This window comes from Amycolatopsis sp. NPDC004378, from assembly GCF_053602455.1.
Genome location: NZ_JBSGDR010000002.1, coordinates 203,043 through 228,019 on the forward strand (window position 1 = coordinate 203,043; position 24,977 = coordinate 228,019).

The 24,977-nt window shown below is 69.0% G+C and carries 26 protein-coding genes; 14 read left to right on the forward strand and 12 right to left on the reverse strand.

From position 1 onward, the window contains the following. Positions 1–5: 5 nt before the first annotated feature. The gene (locus tag ACWEN0_RS08640) at positions 6–953 is read left to right on the forward strand and encodes an alpha-E domain-containing protein (RefSeq protein ID WP_451970446.1); all 948 of its coding nucleotides are present in this window, start codon (positions 6–8) and stop codon (positions 951–953) included. Beyond that, the gene (locus ACWEN0_RS08645) at positions 950–1,792 is read left to right on the forward strand and encodes a transglutaminase family protein (protein ID WP_451970448.1); all 843 of its coding nucleotides are present in this window, start codon (positions 950–952) and stop codon (positions 1,790–1,792) included. Before ACWEN0_RS08640 ends, ACWEN0_RS08645 begins: the two co-directional genes overlap by 4 nt. A gap of 55 nt (positions 1,793–1,847) precedes the next feature. Here ACWEN0_RS08645 and ACWEN0_RS08650 read toward each other — a convergent pair whose 3' ends face one another. Continuing rightward, complete coding sequence (locus tag ACWEN0_RS08650; protein ID WP_451970451.1) at positions 1,848–3,266, reverse strand: M20/M25/M40 family metallo-hydrolase; 1,419 nt, start codon at positions 3,264–3,266, stop codon at positions 1,848–1,850. 370 nt (positions 3,267–3,636) lie between these two features. Here ACWEN0_RS08650 and pdhA point away from each other — a divergent pair, with 370 nt between their 5' ends. The 5 genes from pdhA to ACWEN0_RS08675 all read left to right on the forward strand — a co-directional run bounded on the left by pdhA (position 3,637) and on the right by ACWEN0_RS08675 (position 9,824). Next, positions 3,637–4,842 (forward strand): pyruvate dehydrogenase (acetyl-transferring) E1 component subunit alpha, encoded by a 1,206-nt coding sequence (pdhA, locus tag ACWEN0_RS08655; RefSeq protein WP_451970453.1) that lies wholly within the window; start codon positions 3,637–3,639, stop codon positions 4,840–4,842. After that, positions 4,842–5,834: an alpha-ketoacid dehydrogenase subunit beta gene (locus ACWEN0_RS08660; protein ID WP_451970456.1), complete on the forward strand. Its 993-nt coding sequence runs from the start codon at positions 4,842–4,844 to the stop codon at positions 5,832–5,834. The genes pdhA and ACWEN0_RS08660 overlap by 1 nt, the downstream gene beginning before the upstream one ends. 16 nt (positions 5,835–5,850) lie before the next feature. Then, positions 5,851–7,155, forward strand: coding sequence for a dihydrolipoamide acetyltransferase family protein (locus ACWEN0_RS08665; protein ID WP_451970459.1), 1,305 nt, complete (start codon positions 5,851–5,853; stop codon positions 7,153–7,155). Between the two features lie 123 nt (positions 7,156–7,278). Further along, a complete protein-coding gene (locus ACWEN0_RS08670; protein WP_451971946.1) occupies positions 7,279–7,863 on the forward strand; it encodes a TetR/AcrR family transcriptional regulator in 585 nt (194 codons plus the stop codon). A gap of 14 nt (positions 7,864–7,877) precedes the next feature. Next, on the forward strand, positions 7,878–9,824 hold the full coding sequence (locus ACWEN0_RS08675; protein WP_451971949.1) for an ABC transporter ATP-binding protein: 1,947 nt from the start codon (positions 7,878–7,880) through the stop codon (positions 9,822–9,824). On the opposite strand, the gene ACWEN0_RS08680 is transcribed toward ACWEN0_RS08675, so the two are convergent. Continuing rightward, positions 9,821–10,720, reverse strand: a complete 900-nt coding sequence (locus ACWEN0_RS08680; RefSeq protein WP_451970462.1) for a quinone oxidoreductase family protein — start codon at positions 10,718–10,720, stop codon at positions 9,821–9,823. The two genes, ACWEN0_RS08675 and ACWEN0_RS08680, sit on opposite strands and share 4 nt — an antisense overlap. Before the next feature lie 81 nt (positions 10,721–10,801). Here ACWEN0_RS08680 and ACWEN0_RS08685 point away from each other — a divergent pair, with 81 nt between their 5' ends. Together ACWEN0_RS08685 and ACWEN0_RS08690 are read left to right on the forward strand one after the other, a co-directional pair. After that, positions 10,802–11,353 (forward strand): TetR/AcrR family transcriptional regulator, encoded by a 552-nt coding sequence (locus ACWEN0_RS08685; RefSeq protein WP_451970464.1) that lies wholly within the window; start codon positions 10,802–10,804, stop codon positions 11,351–11,353. A 39-nt stretch (positions 11,354–11,392) separates the two neighbouring features. Then, positions 11,393–11,854: an FxsA family protein gene (locus ACWEN0_RS08690; RefSeq protein ID WP_451970467.1), complete on the forward strand. Its 462-nt coding sequence runs from the start codon at positions 11,393–11,395 to the stop codon at positions 11,852–11,854. On the opposite strand, the gene ACWEN0_RS08695 is transcribed toward ACWEN0_RS08690, so the two are convergent. The 6 genes from ACWEN0_RS08695 to ACWEN0_RS08720 all read right to left on the reverse strand — a co-directional run bounded on the left by ACWEN0_RS08695 (position 11,855) and on the right by ACWEN0_RS08720 (position 16,756). Continuing rightward, positions 11,855–13,039, reverse strand: a complete 1,185-nt coding sequence (locus ACWEN0_RS08695) for a YDG/SRA domain-containing protein (protein ID WP_451970470.1) — start codon at positions 13,037–13,039, stop codon at positions 11,855–11,857. 73 nt (positions 13,040–13,112) lie between these two features. Beyond that, a complete protein-coding gene (locus ACWEN0_RS08700; RefSeq protein WP_451970472.1) occupies positions 13,113–13,592 on the reverse strand; it encodes a SitI3 family protein in 480 nt (159 codons plus the stop codon). A 25-nt stretch (positions 13,593–13,617) separates the two neighbouring features. Then, positions 13,618–15,105 (reverse strand): CdiA C-terminal domain-containing protein, encoded by a 1,488-nt coding sequence (locus ACWEN0_RS08705; protein ID WP_451970474.1) that lies wholly within the window; start codon positions 15,103–15,105, stop codon positions 13,618–13,620. A 3-nt stretch (positions 15,106–15,108) separates the two neighbouring features. Continuing rightward, positions 15,109–15,399: a WXG100 family type VII secretion target gene (locus ACWEN0_RS08710; protein ID WP_451970476.1), complete on the reverse strand. Its 291-nt coding sequence runs from the start codon at positions 15,397–15,399 to the stop codon at positions 15,109–15,111. 67 nt (positions 15,400–15,466) lie between these two features. Further along, complete coding sequence (locus tag ACWEN0_RS08715; protein WP_451971952.1) at positions 15,467–15,997, reverse strand: SCP2 sterol-binding domain-containing protein; 531 nt, start codon at positions 15,995–15,997, stop codon at positions 15,467–15,469. A gap of 96 nt (positions 15,998–16,093) precedes the next feature. Then, the gene (locus tag ACWEN0_RS08720; RefSeq protein WP_451970479.1) at positions 16,094–16,756 is read right to left on the reverse strand and encodes an SCP2 sterol-binding domain-containing protein; all 663 of its coding nucleotides are present in this window, start codon (positions 16,754–16,756) and stop codon (positions 16,094–16,096) included. Between the two features lie 127 nt (positions 16,757–16,883). Between ACWEN0_RS08720 and ACWEN0_RS08725 the strand changes: the two genes are divergently transcribed. Beyond that, the gene (locus ACWEN0_RS08725) at positions 16,884–17,540 is read left to right on the forward strand and encodes a TetR/AcrR family transcriptional regulator (RefSeq protein ID WP_086670992.1); all 657 of its coding nucleotides are present in this window, start codon (positions 16,884–16,886) and stop codon (positions 17,538–17,540) included. Here ACWEN0_RS08725 and ACWEN0_RS08730 read toward each other — a convergent pair. Both ACWEN0_RS08730 and ACWEN0_RS08735 read right to left on the reverse strand, forming a co-directional pair. Continuing rightward, complete coding sequence (locus tag ACWEN0_RS08730; protein WP_451970482.1) at positions 17,532–18,362, reverse strand: MaoC family dehydratase; 831 nt, start codon at positions 18,360–18,362, stop codon at positions 17,532–17,534. The genes ACWEN0_RS08725 and ACWEN0_RS08730 overlap by 9 nt on opposite strands. A 1-nt stretch (position 18,363) precedes the next feature. Next, complete coding sequence (locus ACWEN0_RS08735) at positions 18,364–19,698, reverse strand: 3-oxoacyl-ACP reductase (protein ID WP_451970485.1); 1,335 nt, start codon at positions 19,696–19,698, stop codon at positions 18,364–18,366. A 92-nt stretch (positions 19,699–19,790) separates the two neighbouring features. Between ACWEN0_RS08735 and ACWEN0_RS08740 the strand changes: the two genes are divergently transcribed. Then, entirely contained in the window at positions 19,791–21,080 is a 1,290-nt protein-coding gene (locus ACWEN0_RS08740) for an acetyl-CoA C-acetyltransferase (protein ID WP_451970487.1), read from the forward strand. Positions 21,081–21,123: 43 nt separating this feature from the next. On the opposite strand, the gene ACWEN0_RS08745 is transcribed toward ACWEN0_RS08740, so the two are convergent. Continuing rightward, complete coding sequence (locus ACWEN0_RS08745; RefSeq protein ID WP_451970490.1) at positions 21,124–21,663, reverse strand: DoxX family protein; 540 nt, start codon at positions 21,661–21,663, stop codon at positions 21,124–21,126. A 175-nt stretch (positions 21,664–21,838) separates the two neighbouring features. Between ACWEN0_RS08745 and ACWEN0_RS08750 the strand changes: the two genes are divergently transcribed. Then, positions 21,839–22,570, forward strand: a complete 732-nt coding sequence (locus tag ACWEN0_RS08750; RefSeq protein ID WP_451970493.1) for a MerR family transcriptional regulator — start codon at positions 21,839–21,841, stop codon at positions 22,568–22,570. Between the two features lie 59 nt (positions 22,571–22,629). Here the strand turns inward: ACWEN0_RS08750 and ACWEN0_RS08755 are convergent, their stop codons facing one another. Then, positions 22,630–23,106: a hypothetical protein gene (locus tag ACWEN0_RS08755; protein WP_451970496.1), complete on the reverse strand. Its 477-nt coding sequence runs from the start codon at positions 23,104–23,106 to the stop codon at positions 22,630–22,632. Positions 23,107–23,226: 120 nt separating this feature from the next. Between ACWEN0_RS08755 and ACWEN0_RS08760 the strand changes: the two genes are divergently transcribed. Both ACWEN0_RS08760 and ACWEN0_RS08765 read left to right on the forward strand, forming a co-directional pair. Next, entirely contained in the window at positions 23,227–24,417 is a 1,191-nt protein-coding gene (locus ACWEN0_RS08760; RefSeq protein WP_451970499.1) for an AAA family ATPase, read from the forward strand. A 234-nt stretch (positions 24,418–24,651) separates the two neighbouring features. Continuing rightward, complete coding sequence (locus ACWEN0_RS08765; protein ID WP_451970502.1) at positions 24,652–24,801, forward strand: hypothetical protein; 150 nt, start codon at positions 24,652–24,654, stop codon at positions 24,799–24,801. Positions 24,802–24,977: the final 176 nt, after the last annotated feature.

Below are 24,977 nucleotides of genomic sequence, written 5' to 3' on the forward strand. Positions count from 1 at the left end.
TTCGGATGCTCGCCCGCAACGCGGAGTCGCTCTACTGGATCGGCCGGTACGTCGAACGCGCCGACGACACATCCCGGATCCTCAACGTCTCGGTCCACCAGCTGCTGGAAGACGCGACCGTCGACCCGGACTACGCCAGCCGGCAGCTGCTGGCCGTCCTGGGCATCGATTCGGAGGGCACGGACGCCCTCGACGTGTGGAAGCTGACCGAGCTGGTGGCGTACGCGAAGGACAACCCCGCCTCGATCGTCGGCTCGATCAACTCGGCCCGCGAAAACACGCGCGGCGCGCGCGAAGTCGTCTCGACCGAGCTGTGGGAATGCCTGAACGCGACGTGGAACGCGGTGCCCGATCGACAGCGTTACGCCCGGCGCGCGGGGCCGCACGCGTTCCTGTCGTTCGTGGAGGAGCGCGCGGCGATGTTCGCCGGCCTCGCCGACTCGACGATGTCCCGCGACGACGGCTGGCTGTTCATGGTGCTGGGCCGCTCGATCGAACGCGCGGACATGGTGGTGCGGCTGATGCTTTCCCGGGTCGCGGACCGCGCGTCTTCGCCGGGCTGGATCACCGTGCTGCGCTCGGCCGGCGCGCAGGACACGTACCTCCGGACGTACCGGGGCGCGCTGGACGCCGGCCGCGTCGTGCAGTTCCTGGTGCGGGACACGCTGTTCCCGCGCTCGGTGTTCCACGCGCTGCGGCAGGCGGAGGAGTGCCTGCAGCGGCTCGACCCGGGCGGCGGCTCGCGCAGCAACGAGAAGTCCGAGGCGTTGCGCCAGCTCGGCCGTGCCCGCAGCGAGCTGGAGTTCCTCCGCCCGGCGGACCTGCTGACCGACCTGCCGCGGCGGCTCGGGGCGTTGCAGACGACGATCAAGGAGATCGGGGAAGCGGTGTCGTTGCAGTACTTCAGCACGTCGCCGTGGGTGGCGTGGAGCGGTGCGGAGGTTTCTCTGTGACGTGGCAGCTGCGGGTGGCGCACCGCACGGGGTACCGGTACGCGACACCGGCGACGCAGTCGTACAACGAGGCGCGGCTGACCCCGCGTTCGGACCGCCGCCAGACGACGGTCGCGACCCGCATCGAGACGACCCCGGCGACGCGCGCGTACCGGTACACGGACTACTGGGGCACGGTCGTGACGTCGTTCGACCTCCACGCACCGCACACGGAGTTCACGGTCCTGGCGACGTCGGTGGTCGAGACGGCGGACGAGGCCGAACCGATCCGGACGGCGTCGTGGACGGAGCTCCGCAGCGACACGGTCGTCGACCACCGCACGGAGTACCTGACCCCGACCGACTACACCCCGCGCGACGCCACGCTGGCACGCGAGGCCCGCTCGCTGCGCCGCGGGCTGGACCCGGCGGAGTCGGTGCTGGCGGTGTGCGAGTGGGTGAACAAGCAGCTGAAGTACCAACCGGGGACCACGGGCGTCCACTCGACGGCGACCGACGCGTGGCAGGCACGCGAAGGCGTGTGCCAGGACTTCGCGCACGTGACGCTGGTGATGCTGCGCGCGATCGGCATCCCGGCGCGGTACGTGTCGGGCTACCTGCACACGAAGCCGGACGCGAAGCTGGGCGAGGTGGTGGAGGGCGAGTCCCACGCCTGGGTCGACGTCTGGACGGGCGGCTGGTGGGCGTACGACCCGACGAACGCGATCCCGGTCGGCCCGCGGCACGTGTGGGTGGCGATGGGCCGCGACTACACGGACGTGGCGCCGCTGAAGGGAATCTTCACCGGCGGCGGGCAGTCGACATTGGACGTCTCGGTGCAGCTGACCCGGCTGGCCTGAGCGGCACTTTCACGTGAAAGCGACCTGGAGGGGCGCTTTCACGTGAAAGCCCCGGTCAGCCGTGGGCGTGCGCGTCCAGGATGTGCGCGACGGCCTCGGTGACCTGCTGCGCGTAGTCCAGGTGCAGCCACTCGTCGGGCACGTGGATGTTCGAGTCCGCTCCGCACGCGCCGGTGACCAGGAACTGCGCCTCCGGGTACTTGCGCGAGAGCAGGCCCATGAACGGGATCGACCCGCCCATGCCGGTCGCGCGGTGGGGGCGGCCGAAGACCTCGTCGCTGACGCGGCGCAGCGCGGTCGTCAGCCACGGTGCTTCGGTCGGCGCGTTCCAGCCGTTCTCCGCCTGCGGCGAGCCGAGCGTGACCTTCGCGCCGTACGGGACGTCCGTGGTCAGCGCGTTCTTCACGGCTTCGAGCGCCTTCTCGGCCTCCGCGGTCGGCGGGAGCCGGAAGCTCAGGGTGAGCGTGGTGCTCTCGCGCAGCACGTTGCCGGCGTCGGCGGGCTTCGGGAAGCCGTCGGCGCCGATCACCGACAGCGTCGGGCGCCACGCGTTGTTGAGCATCAGCTCGAGCGCGTCCTCGGTGATCACGCGGCCGCCTTCGACCAGCGGGAACGCCTTCGTCAGCGCCTCGGGGAAGTCCTGCGCGACGGCCTTGAGCTCGGCGAGCCGGTTCGCCGGGACGTCCACCTTGAGCTCGTCCAGCAGCAGTTCGCCGGTCGCGCTGTCCTCGAGCCGCTCGATCAGGTGCCGCAGGATCCGAAACGAGCTCGCGACGACGCCCGAGGCGACGCCGGAGTGCTGCGCCGAGCCCAGCAGCTGCACGTTCACGTCGAGGTGCAGCATCCCGCGCAGGCTCGTGACCAGCCACAACCGCTCGTAGTCGCTGCCGCCGGCGTCCAGGCAGACCACCAGCGAGACGTCGCCGATGCGGCCGGCCAGGTGCTCGACGTACGCGGGGAGGTCGGGGCTGCCGGACTCCTCGCCGGTCTCCAGCAGCACGACGATCCGGGCGTGCTCGCCGCCGGCCGCGTGGACGGCTTCGATCGCCGTCGTCGCCGCATAGCCGGAGTAGCCGTCGTCGACGGAGCCGCGGCCGTACAGCCGGCCGTCGCGGATCACCGGGGTCCACGGGTCGAGGCCTTCGGACCAGCCGCCGACCGGGGGCTGCTTGTCGAGGTGGCCGTACATCAGGACGGTGCCCTTGTCCGCCGCGCCCGGGGTCGCCGGGACGTCGACGAGCAACAGGGGAGTGCGGCCTTCGAGCTGGACGACTTCGAGCGTCGCGCCGGGCAGGTCACGCCCGGCGATCCAGGCGCGGACGTGCTCGACGGCCGCGGCGAGGTGCCCGCTGTTCGCCCAGTCGGCGTCGAAGGCCGGGGACAGGGCGGGGATCGCGACCAGCCCGGACAAGCTCGGGGTGACGTCGTTGGTCCACGAGGCCACCACGGATTCACGAACGGATTTCTGCTCCACGCGGCCCATCGTGCCACGCACGTCCTGCCGTGCGGCACATCACAGCACGTCGACGGAGAGTGTGTACGGGTGTCCGCACGCGCAAGTACGCGTGCGGACACCCCTGGTGAGCAGGCGGACCGACTCCCTACTCTCGTAGGTCCGAAGCTCGGTCTTCCTAACGTTTTCCCTGTTCAGAGCCCGTTTCTCAGCAACAAATCAGCAACCGTGGCTCACCAAAGCGCGGACCTTCGTGCCAGGATGTCGGCGAGAACCGTCAACGCCGACGGTGACCGAGCGCTTCGGACCCGATGCGCTGGTCCCCGCCGGTGCAGTCGCTGTGGTCGCCACAAGCGGCCGCCAGAGGCACCGACACCAAGGAGTACAGCGCATGCCGTCCGAACAGTGGACGCACCCGGAGCCTGGAGACGGCCCGGCCGCCGTATCGGCCCAGCCCTCCCCCGAACAGGTGATCGCCGGATTGCGAGCAACCAGCGAAGGTGGCGCTGAGCTGACTCAGCTGCTCACCCCCGAAGGCGAACGGGTCCCCTCGCCCCAGTTCGACAAGTACGTCGACGACATCGACGCCGAAGCGCTGCGCGGGCTCTACCGCGACATGGTGCTGGTGCGCCGCGCCGACCGCGAAGCGAACGCGATGCAGCGCCAGGGCCAGCTCGGCATCTGGGTCCCGCTGCTCGGCCAGGAAGCCGCGCAGATCGGCTCGGGCCGCGCGCTGAAAAAGAACGACATGGCGTTCCCCAGCTACCGCGAGCACGGCGTCGCGTACGCGCGCGGGGTCGACATGAAGGAGCTGCTGGGCATCTTCCGCTGCACCGACCACAGCGGCTGGGACTACCAGGGCCACGGCTTCCACCCGTACACCATCGTGATCGGCAACCAGGTGCTCAACGCCGCCGGGTACGCGATGGGGCAGAAGTTCGAGGGCAAGGTCGGCGACGACGACGGCGAAGCCACCATCTGCTACTTCGGCGACGGCGCGACTTCGCAGGGCGATGTCCACGAAGGATTCGTCTGGGCCGCCGTCTACGACGCGCCGCTGGTGTTCTTCTGCCAGAACAACCAGTGGGCGATCTCCGAGCCGACCGAGCGCCAGTCGCGCCTGCCGCTGTACCAGCGCGCCCGCGGCTACGGCTTCCCCGGCATCCGCGTCGACGGCAACGACGTCCTGGCCTGCCTGGCGGTGTCGCGCTGGGCCCTCGACGAGTGCCGCCACGGCAACGGCCCGGTCCTGATCGAGGCGTTCACCTACCGGATGGACGCCCACACGACGACCGACGACCCGACGCGCTACCGGCTCTCCGACGAGCTGGAGGAGTGGAAGCTCAAGGACCCGATCGAGCGCGTCCGCGCGTTCCTGGCCCGCGGTGGCGGTGCCGACCAGGCGTTCTTCGACAGCGTCCAGGCCGAGGCCGACGCCTTCGCGGCCGAACTGCGCGACTACACGTTCAACATGCCGGAGCCCCCGCCGGACCGGATCTTCAGCAACGTCTACGCCGAGGGCAACCCGGTGCTGGACGCGCAGCGCGAAGAGTTCCTGTCCTACCTCGACGGCTTCGTATCAGCGGGTGAGCACTGATGACCGACCTCCAGAAACTCACCATCGGCAAGGCGCTCAACCTCGGCCTGCGCCGGGCGATGGAAGAAGACCCCAAGGTCCTGATCATGGGTGAGGACGTCGGCAAGCTCGGCGGCGTCTTCCGGATCACCGACGGCCTGCAGAAGGACTTCGGCGAGCAGCGCGTGCTGGACACGCCGCTGGCGGAGTCCGGCATCATCGGCACCGCGGTCGGCCTGGCCGTGCGCGGGTTCCGGCCGGTGTGCGAGATCCAGTTCGAAGGCTTCATCTTCCCGGGCTTCGACCAGATCTCCTCGCAGCTGGCGAAGCTGCACTACCGGACGCAGGGCAAGGTCAAGATGCCCGTCGTGATCCGGGTGCCGTTCGGCGGCGGGATCGGCGCGGTCGAGCACCACTCGGAGTCGCCGGAGTCGCTGTTCGCGCACATCCCCGGCCTCAAGGTCGTGTCCATTTCGAACGCCGCCGACGCCTACTGGGGCATCCAGCAGGCGATCAAGTCGGACGACCCGGTGCTGTTCTTCGAGCCCAAGCGGCTGTACCACTCGGGTGCGCTGCGCGCGGAGATCGACGTGGCCGGGACGCCGTCGCGGGTGTTCTCGTCCCAGGTGGTCCGCGAAGGCACGACGGCGACGGTCGTCGCGTACGGCCCGTCGGTGAAGGTCGCGCTCGACGCGGCCGCCGCGGCCGAGGACGAGGGCAAGTCCCTCGAGGTCATCGACCTGCGCACGCTCTCGCCGCTGGACCTCGGCCCGGTGTTCGAGTCGGTGCGCAAGACCGGCCGGCTGATCGCGTTGTCGGAGGCGCCGTCCGAGTCGTCGCTGACCTCGGAGATCGCCGCGCGCGTCCAGCAGGAGTGCTTCTACTCGCTGGAAGCCCCCGTCCTGCGCGTGACCGGGTTCGACACGCCGTACCCGCCGGCCAAGCTCGAGGAGCACTACCTCCCCGACCTGGACCGGGTGCTGCACGCCGTCGACCGTTCGCTCGCCTGGTAAGGGGGATCTCCGCACAATGCCTACGTACAAACAGTTCCCCCTGGCCGACACGGCGGAGGGGCTGACCGAAGCCGACATCCTGGCCTGGCAGGTCAAGCCGGGCGACACCGTGACGGTCAACCAGATCGTGGTCGAGATCGAGACCGCGAAGGCCGCCGTCGAGCTGCCGATCCCGTGGGCCGGCGTGGTCACGGAGCTGCTGGTCGAACCGGGGCAGACGGTCGAGGTCGGGACGCCGATCCTGACCATCGACGTCGACCCCGGCGGTGCGTCCGCCGCTCCCGCTCCCGCGCCCGCCGAACAGCCGGCCGAGGAGGAGATGAAGCCGCTGGTCGGCTACGGCTCCAAGACGGTCGTCACGCAGCGGCGGGCCCGCAAGGGCTCGGAACCCGCTGCTCCGGTGGCCGCGGTCGCCGCTCCGCCGGCGCCGGCGCCGGCTCCGGTCGCGCCTCGCGGCGGGTACGTCCCGCTGGCGAAGCCGCCGGTGCGGAAGCTGGCGAAGGACCTCGGCGTCGACCTGCACGCGCTGACCGGCAGCGCTTCCGGCGGCGTCATCACGCGTGAAGACGTCGAGCGGGCCGCCAACGGCACCCCGGTCGTCGAGTCCGTTGTGGACAGCGGATCCCGCGAGCGGCGCGTGCCGATCAAGGGTGTCCGCAAGGGCACCGCGGCGGCGATGGTGCAGAGCGCGTACACCGCTCCGCACGTCACGGAGTTCCTGACCATCGACGTCACGCCGATGATGGAGTTCCGCGAGAAGCTGAAGAAGTCGCGGGAGTTCGCCGGGGTGAAGGTCACGCCGCTGACGTTCGCGGCGAAGGCCGTGTGCCTGGCGGCGAAGCGCACCCCGGACGTCAACGCGGTCTGGGACGACGCGGCGCAGGAGATCGTCTACAAGGACTACGTGCACCTCGGCATCGCGGCGGCCACGCCGCGCGGCCTGATCGTGCCCAAGGTCCGTGACGCCGACTCGATGTCGCTGAAGGAGCTGGCTGTCGCGTTGACGCAGCTCACGGACGTGGCCCGGGAGGGCAAGACGCCGCCGGCCGACATGCTGAACGGCACGATCACGATCACCAACGTGGGCGTGTTCGGCGTTGACACCGGTACGCCGATCATCAACCCGGGCGAGTCCGCGATCCTGTGCCTCGGCGCGATCAAGGACCAGCCGTGGGTGGTGGACGGCGAGATCAAGGTCCGCAAGGTGCTCCAGCTGTCGCTGAGCTTCGACCACCGCGTGGTCGACGGCCAGCAGGGCTCGGAGTTCCTGGCCGACGTCGGCGCCCTGCTGGCCGACCCGGCGATGGCCATGACGTACTGAGTTTTCGCAGGTGAGGGCCGTCTCCGGGCGGCCCTCACTTTTACCCATTTGACGGAGTGAGCACTCACTCCGCACACTGGTGACATGACCCCAGCACCCGAAACCCGGCGCAGAGCGCCGAGCATGAGCGCCGAAGACCGGCGCGCCATGATCGTGCACGCGGTGCTGCCGCTCCTGATGGAGCACGGCACCGCGGTCACGACCAGCCAGATCGCCCGCGCCGCCGGCATCGGCGAGGGCACCATCTTCCGCGCGTTCAAGGACAAGGACGAGCTGTTCGACGCCTGCACCGCCGAGGTGCTGCGCCCCGACCACGTCCTCGACGCGATCGCCGAGATCCCCGTCGAGCAGCCCCTGGCGGACCGGCTCGTGGAGGCCGCCGAAGCGCTCGGCGCCCACTTCGAGCGGATGGGCGCGCTGATGGGGGCCCTGCACGCGTCCGGCAGGCACAAGCAGCGCGACCCCGAGCAGCGCCTGAAGAACCGCACGATGAAGGGCGGCCGCAGCGAGTCGATGACCGCGATGCGCGGCGCGATCACCGAGCTCTTCGAACCCGAGAAGGACCGGCTGCGGCTGACCCCCGAGCAGCTCGCCGCGTTGTTCCTGACCCTGCTGTTCGGCGGGCGCCGGATGGCGCCGATCGACGACGTCCCCACCACGCGCCAGGTGGTCGACGTCTTCCTGCACGGCGCGGTGGAGGCCCCGTGATCCCGGGCGGCGGGATGGAGTTCATGCTGGCCCGGCGCGGCCGGCGGCGGCACGTGTCGACGGTGCCGGAAAGCGGGCTCACCGGCCCGGTGGAAATCCCGGAGCCCAAGCAGGACGACCAGCCGAAAGACCTGCGCTCCCGGCTGAAGCGCGCCAAGACGTCGGTCGCGGGAACGGTCCGCGGCCTGCCCAAGGTCGTCAAGCTGACGTGGCAGGCCAGCCCGGTCCTGACGATCCTCCTGGCGCTGATCACGCTGCTGTCGGGGCTCCTCCCGACCGTGACCGCGTACGTCGCAAAGCTGCTGCTCGACTCGGTCGTCGCGGCGATCCAGCACAAGGGCACCACGGGCGACATCGTGAACGTCGCGTTGTTCCAGTTCGGCGTGCTCGCGGCGACGGCGATCAGCAGCGCGCTGACGTCGATCGCGCAGTCGCTGCTGCAGGAGCGCATGACGCTGACCATCCGCCACCAGGTGATGGCGCACGCGAGCGAGCTGCACCTGGCGTACTTCGAGGGCTCGACGTCGTACGACATGCTGCGCCAAGCCGCGCAGGAAGCACCGACGCGGCCGCTGTCGATGATGAACTCCGCGCTGGGGCTGGTCCGGACGTTGATCACGTTCGGCAGCATGGTCGCGCTGCTCGTCGCGATCAGCCCGCTGCTGGCGCTGGTCGCGCTGCTGGCACCGATCCCGGCGTTCATTTCGCAGTCGAAGTACGGCTCGCGCGCGTTCTGGCTGACGTTCCTGATGTCGCCGATCAAGCGGCGGATGGACTACCTGTCTTCGCTGGTCACGACGGACACGTACGCCAAGGAGACGAAGCTGTTCGGGCTCGGCCCGTACTTCGTCGACCGGTTCCGCCGGCTCGGCCTGGTGTCGTACGAGCGCCAGCGCAAGCTGACGATCAACCGCAACGTCAGCTCGACGTCCTGGGGGCTGCTGAGCACGTTCGCGGGCTCGGCGATCGCGCTGTACATCGCCCTGGAGGCGGTGGGCGGCCGGCTGACCCTGGGCGACCTGGCGCTGTACACGGCGGCGGCGACGTCCGTGCAGACGTCGGTGTCCGGCCTGTTCACGGCGTTTTCGGGGATGTACGAGAACAACCTGTACCTGGACACGCTGTACCGCTTCCTGGACACGAAACCGGAGATCACGGCGCCCGCGTCACCCCGCCCCTTCCCGTCCACTGTGGAGGGTCACATCGAGTTCGACTCGGTGACGTTCGCCTACCCGGGCTCGGAGGAACCGGCCCTGGACGACGTCAGCTTCGAGATCCGCCCGGGCGAAACGGTGGCGGTGGTGGGCCGCAACGGCGCGGGCAAGTCGACACTGTTCAAGCTGCTGTGCCGGCTCTACGACCCCACGGGCGGCCGGATCCTGCTGGACGGCGTGGACATCCGCGACTACGACCCGGTCGAGCTGCGCAAGCGGATCAGCGCGATGTTCCAGGACTACGTGACGTACCAGGGAACAGCGGCGGAGAACATCGGCCTGGGCGACCTGTCGCGGCTGCAGGACCGCCCGCACATCGAGGATTCGGCCCGCCGAGCGGGCGCGGACGAGCGCATCGAGCGCCTGCCCAGCGGCTACGACAGCCCGTTGGGCCGCTGGTTCGACCAGGGCGTCTCGCTGTCCGGCGGCGAGTGGCAGAAGATCGCACTGGCCCGGGCATTCCAGCGAGAGGCGCCGATCCTGATCCTCGACGAGCCGACATCGGCACTGGACGCCCAGGCGGAGCACGACCTGTTCACACGACTGCGCTCCCTGTCGGAGGGCCGCACGACGCTGTACATCTCGCACCGGTTCTCGACGGTGCGCCAGGCGGAGCGGATCCTGCTGCTGGACCACGGAAAGGTCGCGGAGTACGGAACGCACGAGGAGCTGATGGCGGCCAAGGCCGGGTACGCGGACCTGTTCACCCTGCAGGCGCAGGCTTACCTCGACGAGGTGCCCAGCTAGGGGACGAGCACGACCTTGCCGACCCCTTCGCGGCTCTCGACGCGCGCGTGCGCGGCGGCGACATCGGCGAGGGGGTAGGTCCGGTCGATGACGGGGGTGAGCGTGCCGTCCGCGACGAGGCCGAGCGCTTCGCCGCGGGCGGCCGCGACGTCCTTCGCGTAGGCGTCCGGCCCGCCGAAGCCGATCAGCGTGAGCCCGCGCGGGATGAGATCGGCGATGGAGAGGGCCGGGAACTCGCCGCTGAGCAGGCCGTAGGCAAGGATCCGGCCGCGCGGGCTGACCTTGGCCGTCAGCTCGGCGGCACGCGGCCCGCCGATTGACTCGAAGACGACGTCGATGCCCTCGGGGACCTTCTTCCGCCAGTCCGGGTCGTTGTGGTCGATGTCGCCTTTTCCATTGCCGGCGGTGGTCACGACCCGGGCGCCACGTCGTTCGGCCAGGCGGGCAAGGTAGCCGCCGATCGCCCCGGACGCGGCCTCGACCAGCACGGTCTCGCCCTCGACGACGTTCGCGGTCTTCATCAGGGTGATCGCCACCGACGCGGGAACGGCCGCGGCGACCGCGACCTCGGCGGAAAGCGTCTCGGGCACCAAGGTGTACTGGCTGGCGGCGACGACTTCCGCGTACGCCCCGCCGGTGAAGGACATGGTGACGACTCGGCGTCCGACGAGCGTCTCGTCGTCGGCCTCGAGGACGATCCCCGCGGCCTCGTGCCCGAAGACCGCCGGCGAGTCCCCCGCCGCGATCAGTCCGGACCGCATCTGCGTCTCGTAGAACGGCACCCCGATGGCCTCGGCCCGGACGATCACTTCGCCATCGCCACGCCGCGGCTCGGGCCGGTCCTCGACCTTCAGGACGTCGGGCCCACCCGTGCCGTGCTGCACCACTGCGCGCATTGCTTCCCCTTAACTGGACCATCGGTCAACTTATGGTCGCCTACTATATGGACCGCCAGTCAAGTTGTCGAGGAGTTGCTGATGGAACGCGCCGACGCGGCCCGCAACCGCCGGGCGATCTTGCGCGCGGCGGAGGAGTTGCTGTCGTCACACGACCTCGCAGAGGTGTCGATGGACCGCGTCGCGGCGGCGGCCGGCGTCGGCAAGGGCACGGTGTTCCACCGCTTCGGCAACCGCGAAGGCCTGATGCGGGCACTGGTGGAGTCACGGGTTGAGACGCTCGCTCTTGCCATGGAGTCAGGGCCGCCACCACTGGGCCCGGGCGCCCCACCGGCCGAGCGCCTGGCGGCGTTCTTCGACGCGGTGGTCGAGCTGGCCTCGAAGAACGTCAAGGTGATGGCGGCGTTCGAGCAGGCATCGACGGACCGGTTGAACAGCCCGATCTACCGGTCGTGGCACGCGCATGTGTCGGGCCTGATCGCGTCAGCGACGCCGGCCCTGGACGCGGACCTCATCGCGCACCTGCTGCTGGGCTCGCTGCACAGCGACCTGATGCTGCGGTTCCTGAAGACGGGCGAGACGGCCCGGCTGTCCGCAGGCCTGAGGTCGATGATCGAGACACTGCTCAGGTAGGCCCGGGAGCAAATCGGACAGCTCGTTCGTTGTCTGGGTATGGCTGTCGCGTTCCTGCTCTACGTCATCGCCGAGATCGCCGCGATCTGGGCGGTGGGCTCGGCCGTGGGCGTGCTCGGCACGCTGGGCTTGCTGCTGGCCGGCGCGTTCCTCGGCTCCTGGCTGGCCCGCCGCGAAGGCGGCAAGGCGATGCGGGCGTTCATGTCCGCGGCCCGAGCCGGGCAGCCGACGGAGAAGGAACTCACGGACGGCATGCTCGTCGCCCTCGGCGGGGTGTTGATCCTGGTGCCGGGGTTCGTCAGTGACGTGCTCGGGTTGCTGTTGATGCTGTCGCCATCGAGGGCTTTGGTCCGGCGGTGGTGGCTGCGGCGGATGGAGAAGCGGGCGGTCCGGTTCGCCAACCAACGTCGGGGGCCGGTGATGGTGGTGGACAGCGAGGTCGTCGCCGAAGAGCCGCCGAAGCAACACCCGGTGATCGAGGGCCGCATCATCGAGGGCTGATCACGAATACACTGATCGGTGGTAGTCGATGAACTCGCCATCGACCACATGATCAGGGTGCTCCCGCAGCCGCCCGGCCGGTGTGCCCTCGCGAAGTACAGTGCGATCCGGGGCGATCACCACCGCGCCTCGGTCGAACTGCACGTGGCAGTTGGGACACAGGCAAAGGACGTTCGAAGTCCAATCCGGCCCACGGTGCAAGCCGCCGAGAGCCTTGATGTGCGCGCCTTCCGAGTATCCCAGGCCGTCTCCCACCGACAACCGCGTGCCGCAGATCTGGCAGGTGTGGTCGTGAATCCGCTTGACTTTCTCGGCGACCTTGGTGGTCCGCACGATGCGTTGCGTAGTGACCGCTTTGCGCCCGGGCTGGGCGTTGCCCACAGGGTGGCTTGGCTCCGTTGGCAGCAAGTAACCGCCGGAAACGAACTTCGCGTCGATCGGGCTGCTCACCTTGATCAGCCGAAACCGGCACACCAAATAGCCGCCCTGCCCGGGCACCATGACCGCGTCTTCAACACGGAACAACCCGTCGTAGCGGTAGCCCTGATCGGGGGCGTACGGGGATTTCGGGTCTGCGCCGCGCACGACCCGCACTAATGCGCCCATCTTCCAGCTGGTCTGGAGCGCGGCGTTCCCTGAAGCGGAGAACGTTTGGTTGGCGATTTGGCGACCGCTGCCGTCCCGGCCGCCGTGACCGGTGTAGAGCAGCTCGTCACCACGGTCATCGTCGTCCTCGTAGCCACCTGAGGACACGATCGACTCAGCCCCATCCTTGCCGGTGCCCACGATGCCGGCCTGCAGCGCTCGGTGGACTCCCGCAGCAGCCACCGCGGCACGACTGGCGAAAGTGACGCCCTCCGGACATCCAACGATCTCACCGAAAACGCGCCCGCCCTTGGCTGATTTCGCTTGAGCGTCGCGGAAGTAGAACCCGAGTTCGGCCAGGTACTCGGTGATCGCCTCAGGGCCGCTCGGAAGGTCCGACGGACGGAAGGCGTGCCCTGCGGCAAAACCGTGAGCCGAGCCGACCAAGGCGTCCGAGTCGTACTCCTTGCCCTGGTACACAACGGCGTACCGAGGCGCCCCGCGGTACCCGTACCTTCTCAAGAAAGCCTCGCGCCCGAGGTTGTCGAACTCCTCAATGGCTTTGAGGACGTGCTCCTGCTCAACGTCGACCAGACTCATGGATCCACCCTAATGGTGGACACCGACAGTTTGCTGTCACTAAGCCTGAACAGCTAAGACTCCTGCACGGCCTTCACTCCTCGGAGAAGGACTTGGTCTCCCGCCGGTAAACCTGGTGCACCGTGGCGAGACGGTGCGCCGGCCAGATGTCGTCACGCTCGTTCAGGGTCAATTCACCGTTGCGGCGCATGAGCCAAATGACGTCCATGCCGGAGAGCACCGCATCGCCCTTGATCCGGTCCAGGAGACCGGAGACCAGCCGGACCATGTCGTCCTGCTGTTCGGACACCTTGGCGTGTTTGTAGAGACTGAACCCCACCGCCACAGTCGGCGTGATCCCGAAGTCGGTGACCACCGGCGCCCAGGGTGCGGGCTTGCGTTCGTAGACGCGAACCCAAGTGCGAAGAGTGGTGACCGCTCCATCGCGGAGCACCTGCTCGGGTGAAACCGACGCGTCGAACAGGGCCAGCGGACGGCCGACGTTGAGCAGTTCGCGAGCGACCTGCTCCGGCGACGAAGTAGTCGCCATTTCGAGATCATAAGAGATGGCCATCCGAGCATGTCCCTTGCGTGGTGAATCACGGGTACAGGTGAAGTATATTGCCCTGCTTGTCGATCGCGATGGCTTCCTTGAGACCATCGATCGGCCAGTCGTGCAGTTGCGCACGCATTGCGTTGAGGTCTACGGAGCTGTCAGCGAGGTTCAGCACGATCCGGTCAGTCTGCTCTTTTTGAACCTTCTTCGCCATTTCGTCGGCAATGTTGCGCGCCCGACCGGTCGACGGCGCGTAGTTGTCGAACACTTTTCCGTCGACGCGGTAGTCAGGGTTTCTGCCGTTGGGCAGTGTCGATGGGTTCTGCTCTACGTCGTAGCCCGCTCGGGAGAGGGTAGTGGCTGATTCGTTCTCGCGCTGGAGCGAACGCGCGGTCTCCGGGTCGGCACCCTTCGGGATGTTGGTCGGGTGGCCACCGGGAGTCGCGTTGGGGTCCGGAGCGCGGGACGGCTCGGTGTGGCCGCTGATCTCGTCGCTGATCTTCCCGGCGTCGACCCCTTCGACCTCCGGGTTCGGCGTGCCGCTCATGGCGGCCTGCATCGCCGGAACCACACCTTGGGTGATCGCGACCGCCCCACCCGCGGTAATGAGGATGGCCTCCGCGGTGGCGGCGACTTCGGCGATGGGAATCGCCAGGGTCGCGCCGGCTTCGACTCCGAACAAGTCGAGCGCTTCGATCACACCCACGATGAGCACGTCCAGCCCACCGTCGGTGAGGACGCTGCCGATCGCCAGGACCAGCCCCACGATACTGAGATCGTCGACGATCGACTTGATCTTCTCCTTGATCTTGTCCTGGGTGTCGTTGTTCCAAATCCGGAAGTCGACGAGACTGTTCGCGACGTCGTCCAGCGTCTGGGGCAACCCGGTGAGGATCGAATGCTCACCGGCCGCGCGCAGCCAGAACTGCTCCAGTTCGACCAGGTCGTCCGAGCTGTTGTTACCTACCAGCCCTTGCAAGCGTGAGTGCAGATCGCCGACGAGAGCGCGAATGGCAGCGGCCGCATCGCGGCACGCCTGGGCGGCAGCATCGATGCGTCCGGTGTCGGCAGTGGGTATGTACTTCTCCAGGAAGTCCGGCATCCACCACGGTGAATCACCGTTCAGGGTCACGAAGTCCGCGTTACCGGGCCACGGGTTCGGGGAGACGGGATTCCAGGGCTGTGTTCCACCGGGTTTGCCGGGCACGCTGTTCTGGTCGGCAGTCGCGTGGTTGAGGGCCGATACGTCGATGCCCTTGCCGATCGCGCCGAGCAAGTCGAACGCCGTGCGGAAGCCGTCGTTCAGGATGCAGTCGAGGGCTGCAGCCCAGCCGTCCTGGTACTTGTGGGCGCCATCGCTCGCACCGGCCGCGCCGACTGCTTGGTCGAGGTGGTCGAGCAAATCCTGCCGAATGTGATCGAGACTGTTCTGTGCGTCGACGAACTGCTTCGCGACGACGTGAAAGTCCGAAAGCTCGACTCGCACCGGACGGCTCGGACCACCGTCCGGCCCGCGTTCCAGCACCGCCACGACTCAAACCCGCCAAATCCGGACATTTGCGTCGACCGCAGCTCTGTGGTTGTCGTGCGCGTTCACCACGACGGCGCGGATCCAATGCAACTGGTCCCGCAAATCGCGGGCAGACGCGAACCACTCGGTGATCGCCTCGTGGAACGCGTCTTGGCCCGCTCCCGTCCAGCAAGTTGCCAGGTCAGCGACGACTCTTCCCAGTTCGTCGAGACTCTGGTCCGTGTTATCTATGTGGACGCCAATATCGTCCACCAAAGTTCCCAAAACGGAAAAATCAACCGTCAACTGCGCCATGCACCCCTCCGTAAGCAATCGCCTACAGCCCGGATGCGAGAGTAGTCGAAGTTTCCGCGAGCTGCGACTAGTCCGCGGTCGGCTTCGGGATGTCGAAGTAGCTCGAGAACCGGACCGCCGGCGCGTACTCGCCCTTCACCTTCACTCGGCCCGTCACGAACATCGCCGCTACCGCCGCATTGCCCGTGGCCATCCGGATGAAGTCGTCCACGGACAACGTGATCGTTGTGTCCGGGGTCCGGGACAGGTCCGTTGACGACACGCACACGCCGTCCTCGATTACTGTCTGGAAACGGTCGTAGTTGTCTTCGCCGGCTCCGTCGGAAAAGCGCCATGAAACCACGAAGTCGACGTGGCGGGCTCGCTCCGGCAGGAAATGCTCGGACATTCGGCGGAAAATCTCGTCCAAGAACACCGCGCGCAACTCTGCGTGGTCGGCGATTGCCTTCAGCTGGTCGCGGGAGGCTCTGCGGACCACGTCCACCAGGACGTCCGTGCTCAGGGAGCTCAGCTCGATTCCGGCGCCCGCCGAGCCCAGCATGTGCAAGGTCTCCAGGACCTGGATGAACTGGTCGGGCGTCAGGTTGCCGATGACCAGCTTCTCCGCGAACGCGTTGACCGCGTGACTGCCGCGGACTCGGCTGTGGCGGGGCCGGGAAAGGCGCCACTTCGCTTTTCGGGGCACGGCCACGGACTATACGGGGTGCGGGAGGTCGAAGAATCCGATCAAGCCCGCCGCAAAGGCCAAATCACCCTTGACCTTGATTCTTCCCGTGACGAACAACACCGCCGGCGTCGCCTGGTGGGTGATGAGCCGGAAGAAGTCCGCCGGCGCGATGGTGATGGTGACCCTTGCCGCGGAGTTCATCTCGCGGCTCACCGTGCACGAGCCGTGCGAAATCACCGTCTCGTAGCGGTCGTAGCCTCCCTCTCCCACGCCGCCCGACAGCCGCCAGTGGACCACCGCGTGCAGGTCGCGGGCGCGGTCGGACCTGATGTGCGCGCCCATGCGGGCGAAGATCTCGTCCAGCACGCGCTCACGCAGGGGGCGCTCCGCGACGACGCTCTCGAGCTGCGCGCGCGACGCCGACGCCACCAGGGAGGCGAAGCGCGCCGGTTCGACCTTGCTCAGGTCGAACGCCGGCGCGCGCGAAGCCAGCCGGAGCAGTGCGTTCAGGAGTCTTCGGAAGTCGTCCTTGCCCAGATCGCGGGGATCGACCGCCTCGGCGAGCGCGTTGACGTCTAGGGCGTGCGCCTCCGGGCTCAGCGGGTCGAGCCGCTCCAGCGCGTCCAGCAGCGCCGCCCCACGGAGCCCCGCGACCTGATCGGCGCTGGTCATCCCGGCGTTGTCGGCCATGGCCACTCCCTCTCCAGTTACCCACGCGTAAGGCTACCCGCCAGTAGGTAGGCGGGCAAGCGTGCCGAAATCACCCTCCCGGGGCAGCTGCCGGTACCGTCTCCGGGCAGAAACAGGGAGGTCCAGCGTGTCAGAGGATGATCAGCGTCCGCCCGAACGGGCCAGGCGGCTGCCGCGCGCCGTGCGTGAGCGGCAGATCCTGGACGCGGCCGTCCAGGTCTTTTCCCGCCACGGCTACCACGCGGCCTCGATGGACGAGATCTCCGACGTCGCCGGGGTCTCGAAGCCGATGATCTACACCTACCTCGGCTCGAAGGAAGACCTCTTCGGCGCGTGCATCCGGCGCGAGGCGACGCGGCTGCTCGAGGCCATCCAGGCCGGCGTGCAGCCCGACCTGCCGCCGGACATGCAGCTCTGGCACGGCCTGCGGTCGTTCTACCGCTTCGTCGCGGAGTACCGGGAGTCGTGGACGGTGCTGCACCGCCAAGCGCTCACCGTCGGCGGGGCGTTCGCCGCGGAGATCACCGACATGCGGGCCCGCGCGATCCAGCTGGTCGCCGCGCTCGTCGTGTCCGCCGGCACCCGCAAGGGCGTCGGCGAGCAGGCCGAGTTCTCCGGCGAGGGCCTGTCCGCGGCCTTGGTCGGGGCGGCCGAGTCGCTGGCCGACTGGGCCCTCGACCACCCCGACATCTCCGACGGCGTGCTCGCCTCGTGGCTGATGAACCTCGTCTGGCTGGGCTTCAACGACCTCATCGAGGGCGAGGTCTGGAAGCCGTCAGAGTGAGCTGATCGTGCCCTCGAGGTGCGGCTTCGCCTTGCTCCACAGCTCGAACGCCCACCCCTCCGGGGTAGACCACGACGTGAAGCCCGCTTTCGCCGGGAGCAGCACCGGCTGCTTGAACTTGACGTCGATCGTGAACGCCGACGGCAGCCGGCCTTCGAACGCCGCCAGGGCGTGGGCCTTCGTCCACATGCCGTGGGCGATCGCGCGGGGGAAGCCGAACAGCTTGGCCGTCAGCGGGTGCAGGTGGATCGGGTTGCGGTCGCCCGAGACCTCCGCGTAGCGGCGGCCGATGTCGCCCGGGATGCGCCAGATCGCGTCCGGCGTCGGCGGGGCGAGCTGCTCACGGCGAGCGGAGGAGCCCGAAGAGCCGCGGCGCAGGTACGTGCTCACGTCGGCCCACACCAGGTCGTCCCCGGACCACGCTTCGCTGACGACGTCGAACTGACGGCCCTTCTCGTGCGCGCGCAGGTTCTCCGCGCGCACCCGCATCGTCAGCGGCTCGCCCAGGCGCAACGGCCGGTGCTGGGTGATCCGGTTCGCCACGTGCACCATGCCGAGCAGCGGGAACGGGAACGCCGGCTCAGTCATCAGCGCCATCTGCAGCGGGAACGCCAGCATGTGCGGGTACGTCGCCGGCAGCTCGTCGCTCAGCCGGAAGCCGCAGACCGTGTTGTACGCGGCCAGGTGCGCCGGGTCGACCACGACGCCCGTGCGGACCAGCTCCGTGTCCGGCAGCGAAGAGCCGGTTTTGCGCAGGCCGAGCAGCGCCTTCGGGTACAGCGTGGCCAGGCTCGGCGTGCTGTCGAGTTCGCGGATCACCACGTCACGCCCCCAGCAGGGCCTGGCCGCAGACGCGGACCACGTTCCCGTTCACCGCCGCGGACGCCGGGTTCGCGTACCAGGCGATCGTCTCGGCGACGTCGACCGGCAGGCCGCCCTGGCCGAGGCTCGACAGGCGCCGGCCGGCCTCGCGGATGAACAGCGGGACCGCCGCGGTCATCTTGGTCTCGATGAACCCGGGCGCGACGGCGTTGATCGTGCCGCCGTACGCCGCGAGCTGCGGCGCGCCGACGTTCACCATGCCGATGACGCCCGCCTTCGACGTCGCGTAGTTCGTCTGGCCGACGTTGCCGGCGATGCCCGCGATCGACGAGACGCCGATGATGCGGCTGTTCTCGTTCAGCACCTTGTCGGCGAGCAGCTTGTCGTTCACCGCGAGCTGCGACGCGAGGTTCACGGCGATCACCGAGTCCCACGCGCTCTCGCTCATGTTGCCCAGCGTCTTGTCGCGCGTGATACCCGCGTTGTGCACGACGATGTCGACGCCGCCGTGACGCTCCTTCAGGTACTCCGCGAGCTTCGCGGGCGCGCTCGGCGAAGTGATGTCGAGCTGCAGCGACGAGCCGCCGATCTTGTTCGCCACCTTGGACAGGTCGCCGCCCTGCGCCGGGATGTCGAGCGCGACGACGTGCGCACCGTCGCGGGCCAGCACCTCGGCGATCGCCGCGCCGATGCCGCGGGACGCGCCGGTGACCAGCGCGACCTTGCCGTCGAGGGGCTTCTCCCAGTTCGCGGGCGCGGAGGCCGTCTTGCCTTCGGCGCCGATCCGGATGACCTGCGCGTCGACGAAGGCGGACTTCGCCGAGAGCAGAAAGCGCACTGTCGACTCTGTCGCCTCTTCGGCGCCTTCGGCGACGTACACGAGCTGGGCGGTCGCGCCGCGCTTCAGCTCCTTCCCCACCGATCGGATGAACCCTTCGAGCGCGCGCTGGGCGATCCGCTCTCGGCCTTCGACCTGCTCCGGCGGCGTGCCCAGGACGACGACGCGACCGGACGGCCCGACGCTGCGGATCACCGGGTGGAAGAAGTCGTAGACCTCGCGCAGCCGCGAAGGGTCGGTGACGCCGGTGGCGTCGAACACGAGCGCCGCGTGCCTCTCGGCGGCCGCCGTGACGACCTCGATGCCCGCGTCGGCGAGCTGGTCGCGAAGGGTCTTCTCGAGGCGTCCACCAGGCGCGGCGCCGAGAAGTGCGGGACCCTCGAGGGCGGGTTGCCCGGGCTTGTAGCGGCGCAGCGTGGCGGGGTTGGGCAGGCCGAGCTTCGGCACCACGAACTTCCCCACCGGGGTTTTCGTGAACTGCTGGTACCTGTCAGCCATCGGTTGCCTCCCGTGCAGTCTGCGTCACGTCGCAGTCTAACCTACTCGCTAGTAGGTTACAGTGTGAGGGACACGACCAGAGAGGTGAAGTCATGCCACCGAAGAAGACGCCCGCCGTGCGCAAGGTCGCGATCATCGGGGGCAACCGGATCCCCTTCGCGCGGTCCAACGGCCCGTACGCGAAGGCGTCGAACCAGGACATGTTCACCGCCGCACTCGACGGCCTGGTCAGCCGTTTCTCGCTGCAGGGCGAGGTGATCGGCGAGGTCGCCGCCGGCGCCGTGCTCAAGCACTCGAAGGACTTCAACCTGGCCCGCGAGAGCGTGCTGGGCAGCAAGCTCTCGCCCGCGACGCCCGCGTCCGACGTCCAGATGGCGTGCGGCACCGGCCTGCAGGCGATCGTGAACGTCGCCAACAAGATCGCCCTCGGCCAGATCGACTCGGCCATCGCGGGCGGCGTCGACACCACGTCCGACGCGCCGCTGGCCGTCAACGAAGACCTGCGCCAGATCCTCATCCAGCTCAACGCCGCGAAGTCGCTCGGCGACCGGCTCAAGCTCGTCGCGAAGATCCGGCCGGGGCACATCGTCCCGGCGATCCCGCGCAACGAGGAGCCGCGCACCGGCCTCTCGATGGGCGAGCACGCGGCCCTGACCGCGAAGATCTGGGAGATCACGCGCGAGGCGCAGGACGAGCTCGCCGCGGCCAGCCACCAGCACCTCGCCGCCGCCTACGACCGCGGGTTCTTCGACGACCTCGTGACGCCGTTCCTCAAGCTCGCGCGCGACCAGAACCTGCGCGCCGACTCGACGGCCGAGAAGCTCGCCAAGCTCAAGCCCGCCTTCGGAGGCCCGGACGGCACGATGACGGCGGGCAACTCGACCCCGCTGACCGACGGCGCGTCGACGGTCCTGCTCGCCACCGACGAGTGGGCGAAGGCGCACAACCTGCCGGTGCAGGCGTACCTGACGTTCTCGCAGACCGCGGCCGTCGACTACGTCCACGGCGAAGAGGGCTTGCTGATGGCGCCCGCCTACGCCGTGCCGCGGATGCTCGCGCGCGCCGGGCTTTCGCTGCAGGACTTCGACTTCTACGAGATCCACGAGGCGTTCGCGTCGCAGGTGCTGGCCACGCTCAAGGCGTGGGAGGACCCGGCGTTCGCCAAGGAGAAGCTGGACCTGGACGAGCCGCTCGGCGCGATCGACCGGGCGAAGCTAAACGTGAACGGCTCGTCGCTGGCGGCCGGGCACCCGTTCGCCGCGACCGGCGGCCGGATCGTCGCGACGCTCGCGAAGCTGCTGCACGAGAAGGGGTCCGGCCGCGGCCTGATCTCGATCTGCGCGGCCGGCGGCCAGGGCGTCACCGCGATCCTGGAGAAGTAGCGCGCACGAAAAGGGCCGCCCCTCGCGAGGGGCGGCCCTTTTCCTAGCTGGGCAGCTTCTTCTGCGCCCGCTTCGCGAGCTTGTTCGCCCGCTTCTCGGCCTTGCGGCTCAGCTTTCCGGCGGCGATCCCGACGTCCTTCGCGGCGTGCTTCGCGCGCCAAGCCGCCGACGGCTTGCCGTGCGTGTCCGCGACCGCGAGCAGCAGGCCACCGGCCAGACCCACGTTCTTGAAGAACTGGATCTGGTGCTGCTGCCGCTCTTCCGGCTCCTTGATGGCCCAGAAGCTGTGCGCCGCCAGCGTCGTCGGCACCAGGCTGCCGAGCAGCAGCCCGGCCGCGAGCCGCGGCGCCTTGCCGGACGCGAGCGCGAGGCCGGCCCCGATCTTCACGGCGGCGTCGATGCGGACGAGCGTCACCGGGTCGCGGGGGACCTGCTGCGGGACGACGTCGCCGACCTTCTCGAACGCGCTGTTCAGGAAGGGCTCCGCGGCTTTCGCGTGCCCCTCGGCCTGCCTCAGCGCATTGATTCCGCCCGTCACGAAGATCGTGGCGAGCAGGGGACGTGCCACTCGACGGAGTATCACGGTCGTTGCCTTCCTCGTACGGGCCGCTGCCTGGTCGAACCTATCGCTTGGGTGCCCGCTCCGCCCGCACTCGAATCCTCGGCGTTTCTGCGTGAATATCGTATTTTCGCTAGAAAGCCGTAGAGAGTGTTAGCGGCTTGACCTTGACGTTGCGTCAACTTCTATCGTCGACGCCATGGAGTGGTCCATCCAGGACATCGCCCGCGCGGCGGGGACGACGAGCCGGACGCTGCGCCACTACGGCGCGGTCGGCCTGCTCGAACCCAGCCGCGTCGGCGGCAACGGCTACCGCTACTACGACGAGCAGGCGCTCGTCCGGCTGCAGCGGATCCTGTTGCTGCGCGAGCTCGGCCTCGGGCTTCCGGCGATCGCCGAGGTGCTCGACGGGCAACGCGACCGCGTCGCCGCGCTCGAAACCCACCTGGAGCTGCTCGAACAGGAGCAGCGGCGGATCGGGCGGCAGATCGACTCGGTCCGGACCACGCTGCGGAAGCTGAGAGGAGGTGAACGACTGATGGCAGAAGAAGTGTTCGACGGCTTCGACCACACGCAGTACGAGGCGGAGGTCACGCGCCGCTGGGGCGCCTCGGCGTACGCGTCGGGGGACCAGTGGTGGCGCTCGCTCTCGGCCGAGGAGAAGAAGGCGCACCAGCAGGAACAGCGGGACATCTGGGCCGCGTTCGGCGCGGTGCCCGCCGGATCGGCGCCGGGCTCCGACGAGGTCCAGGCGATCACGCGACGGCTGCACGCCTGGCTGCGGCCGGCGGTTTCGTCCGTGTCGGCGGGGTACTTCGCGGGTCTCGGGCAGTTGTACGTCGACGACCCGCGCTACGGGCTCGAGGGTGAGACGGCCGAGCTGGTCCGCGACGCGATGAAGATCTACGCGGAACGGAACCTCGGCGAGTGAACCGACGTCGTAGTCGGCGCTGGGGGTAGGGACGAGCAGGGCTGCAGACCTGTTCGTCTCTATGGACGCGCCGGTCGCAGCAGGGTGCGCCGGGTCGTGTCGAGGTGGCGGACGACCTCGTAGCGGTCGGCCTCGGGTGGTTCGCCCTCGAGCAGCGACCAGCCGCCTTCGTAGGTGACCAGGTACGAGCCGGCGTGGACGTCGGTCACCTCCGCCGTGAGGACCGCGCCGACCGGGTGCCGGGCCTTGCGTGCCCGCCACTCGTCTTCGGTCACGCCGTTGTCGAACGGGCCCGACCGCAGCCGCGGGTCGAGCGGCCAGAGGCGGATCTGCGCCGGACCGCGGGTGAGCACTTCGAACGTGCTCGTCGTGCCGGCCGCCGGCCACGCGGCGGCGTCCCGGGGCAGGCTCAGGACGTCGACGAAGCCTCGCGGCTCTCCGCCGAGGTCCACGAACAGCCCGATCGCGCCGGGGCGCGGGACCAGGCACACCGTGCCGGTCACCACCGAACCCACCTCGAACCGCCGCCCGTCCACCGCGCCACCTTGCCACGGCGCCCGTGATCGTTCGGCCAACCGGTCGAACCTCCGCGACACGCGCTAGCCGTCTATGGCGGAATATCGGGCTCGCGCTAGATACGTCGATAGCTTGGCAGAGTGGACCCCATCCGCAACCCCTTCGCGCCGGGCGCCGGGCAACGGCCGCCCGAGCTGGCTGGGCGCGAGCGCGAGCTCAAGGCCTTCGAGGTCGTGCTCGAGCGGGTCGCGCGGGGGAGACCCGAACGCAGTCTCGTCCTCACCGGGCTGCGCGGGGTCGGCAAGACCGTGCTGCTCGGGGAGCTGCGGGCGATGGCCGTCCGGCACAAGTGGGGGGCCGGCAAGATCGAGGCGCGGCCGGACGCCGAGCTGCGGCGGCCGCTGTCCGCCGCGCTGCACCGGGCCATCCGGGACCTGGCCGTGCGGCACCGGGCGCCCGACCGCGTCGAAGAGGTGCTCGGCGTGCTCAAGGCGTTCGCGTTGCGGGCCAACAAGGCCGACGCGAAGCTGCGCGACCGGTGGCAGCCGGGCATCGACGTGCCCGCCGCGCAGGGGCGCGCCGACTCCGGGGACATCGAAATCGACCTCGTCGAGCTGTTCACCGACGTCGCCGAGCTGGCCGCGGACGTCGGGACCGGCGTCGCGCTGCTCATCGACGAAATCCAGGACCTGCAGCCCGACGACGTCTCCGCGCTGTGCGCCGCCTGCCACGAGCTCTCGCAGTCCGGCGCGCCGCTCGTCGTCGTCGGCGCGGGGCTGCCGCACGTGCCCGCGGTGCTCTCGGCGTCCAAGTCCTACTCGGAGCGGCTCTTCCGGTACGCGCGGATCGACCGGCTCGACCGCGAGGACGCCGACTACGCCGTGATGGCGCCGATCGAACGCGAGGACGCCGGCATCGAGCCGGAAGCCCTCGACGCGCTCTTCGACGCGTCCGGCGGCTACCCGTACTTCATCCAGGCCTACGGCAAGGCGGCCTGGGACGCGGCGCCGTCCGACCCGATCACGGTCAAGGACGTCCAGGTGGCCGCGCCCGAAGCGGAGTCGGAGCTGGCGGTCGGGTTCTTCGGCTCGCGCTACGACCGCGCGACGCCGGCCGAGCGGGAGTACCTGCAGGCGATGGCCGAGCTGACCCAGGGGCGCGACGAGCCCGCCGGGACCGCCGACGTCGCGGTCTTCCTCGGGCGGAAGCCGTCTTCGCTGTCGCCCGCCCGCGACAGCCTGATGAAGAAGGGCCTCGTCTACTCCGCCGAGCGGGGCCAGATCGCCTTCACCGTGCCGCACTTCGGGCACTACCTGCTCGGCCGCGACTGACTCTCGGCGTCCCTACCCGAGTATCGGAAAATCGCTAGACGTTCCTAGAGACCCTTAGCCGGGTTGCTTCGTCGTGACCGCCGACACCATGATTCATCCGGTTGTATGCCTCTGTTTCCGATGATTCATCGGCTAGTGCTGCACATCACCGGACATTCGTTGGATTCCTTGTGAAAAAAAGCGCATACTTGAGGCACAAGCCACCGAGACCCTCCGAAGGGGATGCAGAAACCGATGAACAACATGGCCGCCAAGCTCCGTGCCCGTCGCGCCGAGGTTCGCACTCGCCGGGCGCTGAACCGGGCGATCGACACCGCCGCCACCGCGACGGTCCGTCAGGAACTCATCGCGATCGCGCAGGCTCGCACGAACTACATGCGCTGAGCCCGTCCTCAGCCCAGTGGCGGTCGCCCATTCGAGTGACCTACGCCACAAAGAGCTGAGGGTGTAACGCCACGCAAAGTGGCGTCGATACCCCCTACGACCCCGTGATGCTGGCGGACCCCCGACCTGGCAGCATCGCGGGGTTTCCCATGTCCGGACCCCGGTAATCGACTTGC

Bases quoted from the DNA above. Each gene is read 5' to 3' on its own strand.
- ACWEN0_RS08640 (WP_451970446.1), top strand. From the start codon at position 6: ATGCTCGCCCGCAACGCGGAGTCGCTCTACTGGATCGGCCGGTACGTC.
- ACWEN0_RS08670 (WP_451971946.1), top strand. From the start codon at position 7,279: ATGAGCGCCGAAGACCGGCGCGCCATGATCGTGCACGCGGTGCTGCCG.
- pdhA (WP_451970453.1), top strand. From the start codon at position 3,637: ATGCCGTCCGAACAGTGGACGCACCCGGAGCCTGGAGACGGCCCGGCC.
- ACWEN0_RS08740 (WP_451970487.1), top strand. From the start codon at position 19,791: ATGCCACCGAAGAAGACGCCCGCCGTGCGCAAGGTCGCGATCATCGGG.
- ACWEN0_RS08690 (WP_451970467.1), top strand. From the start codon at position 11,393: ATGGCTGTCGCGTTCCTGCTCTACGTCATCGCCGAGATCGCCGCGATC.
- ACWEN0_RS08660 (WP_451970456.1), top strand. From the start codon at position 4,842: ATGACCGACCTCCAGAAACTCACCATCGGCAAGGCGCTCAACCTCGGC.
- ACWEN0_RS08710 (WP_451970476.1), bottom strand. From the start codon at position 15,399: ATGGCGCAGTTGACGGTTGATTTTTCCGTTTTGGGAACTTTGGTGGAC.
- ACWEN0_RS08665 (WP_451970459.1), top strand. From the start codon at position 5,851: ATGCCTACGTACAAACAGTTCCCCCTGGCCGACACGGCGGAGGGGCTG.
- ACWEN0_RS08685 (WP_451970464.1), top strand. From the start codon at position 10,802: ATGGAACGCGCCGACGCGGCCCGCAACCGCCGGGCGATCTTGCGCGCG.
- ACWEN0_RS08765 (WP_451970502.1), top strand. From the start codon at position 24,652: ATGAACAACATGGCCGCCAAGCTCCGTGCCCGTCGCGCCGAGGTTCGC.
- ACWEN0_RS08750 (WP_451970493.1), top strand. From the start codon at position 21,839: ATGGAGTGGTCCATCCAGGACATCGCCCGCGCGGCGGGGACGACGAGC.
- ACWEN0_RS08680 (WP_451970462.1), bottom strand. From the start codon at position 10,720: ATGCGCGCAGTGGTGCAGCACGGCACGGGTGGGCCCGACGTCCTGAAG.
- ACWEN0_RS08700 (WP_451970472.1), bottom strand. From the start codon at position 13,592: ATGGCCATCTCTTATGATCTCGAAATGGCGACTACTTCGTCGCCGGAG.
- ACWEN0_RS08735 (WP_451970485.1), bottom strand. From the start codon at position 19,698: ATGGCTGACAGGTACCAGCAGTTCACGAAAACCCCGGTGGGGAAGTTC.
- ACWEN0_RS08720 (WP_451970479.1), bottom strand. From the start codon at position 16,756: ATGGCCGACAACGCCGGGATGACCAGCGCCGATCAGGTCGCGGGGCTC.
- ACWEN0_RS08675 (WP_451971949.1), top strand. From the start codon at position 7,878: ATGGAGTTCATGCTGGCCCGGCGCGGCCGGCGGCGGCACGTGTCGACG.
- ACWEN0_RS08695 (WP_451970470.1), bottom strand. From the start codon at position 13,039: ATGAGTCTGGTCGACGTTGAGCAGGAGCACGTCCTCAAAGCCATTGAG.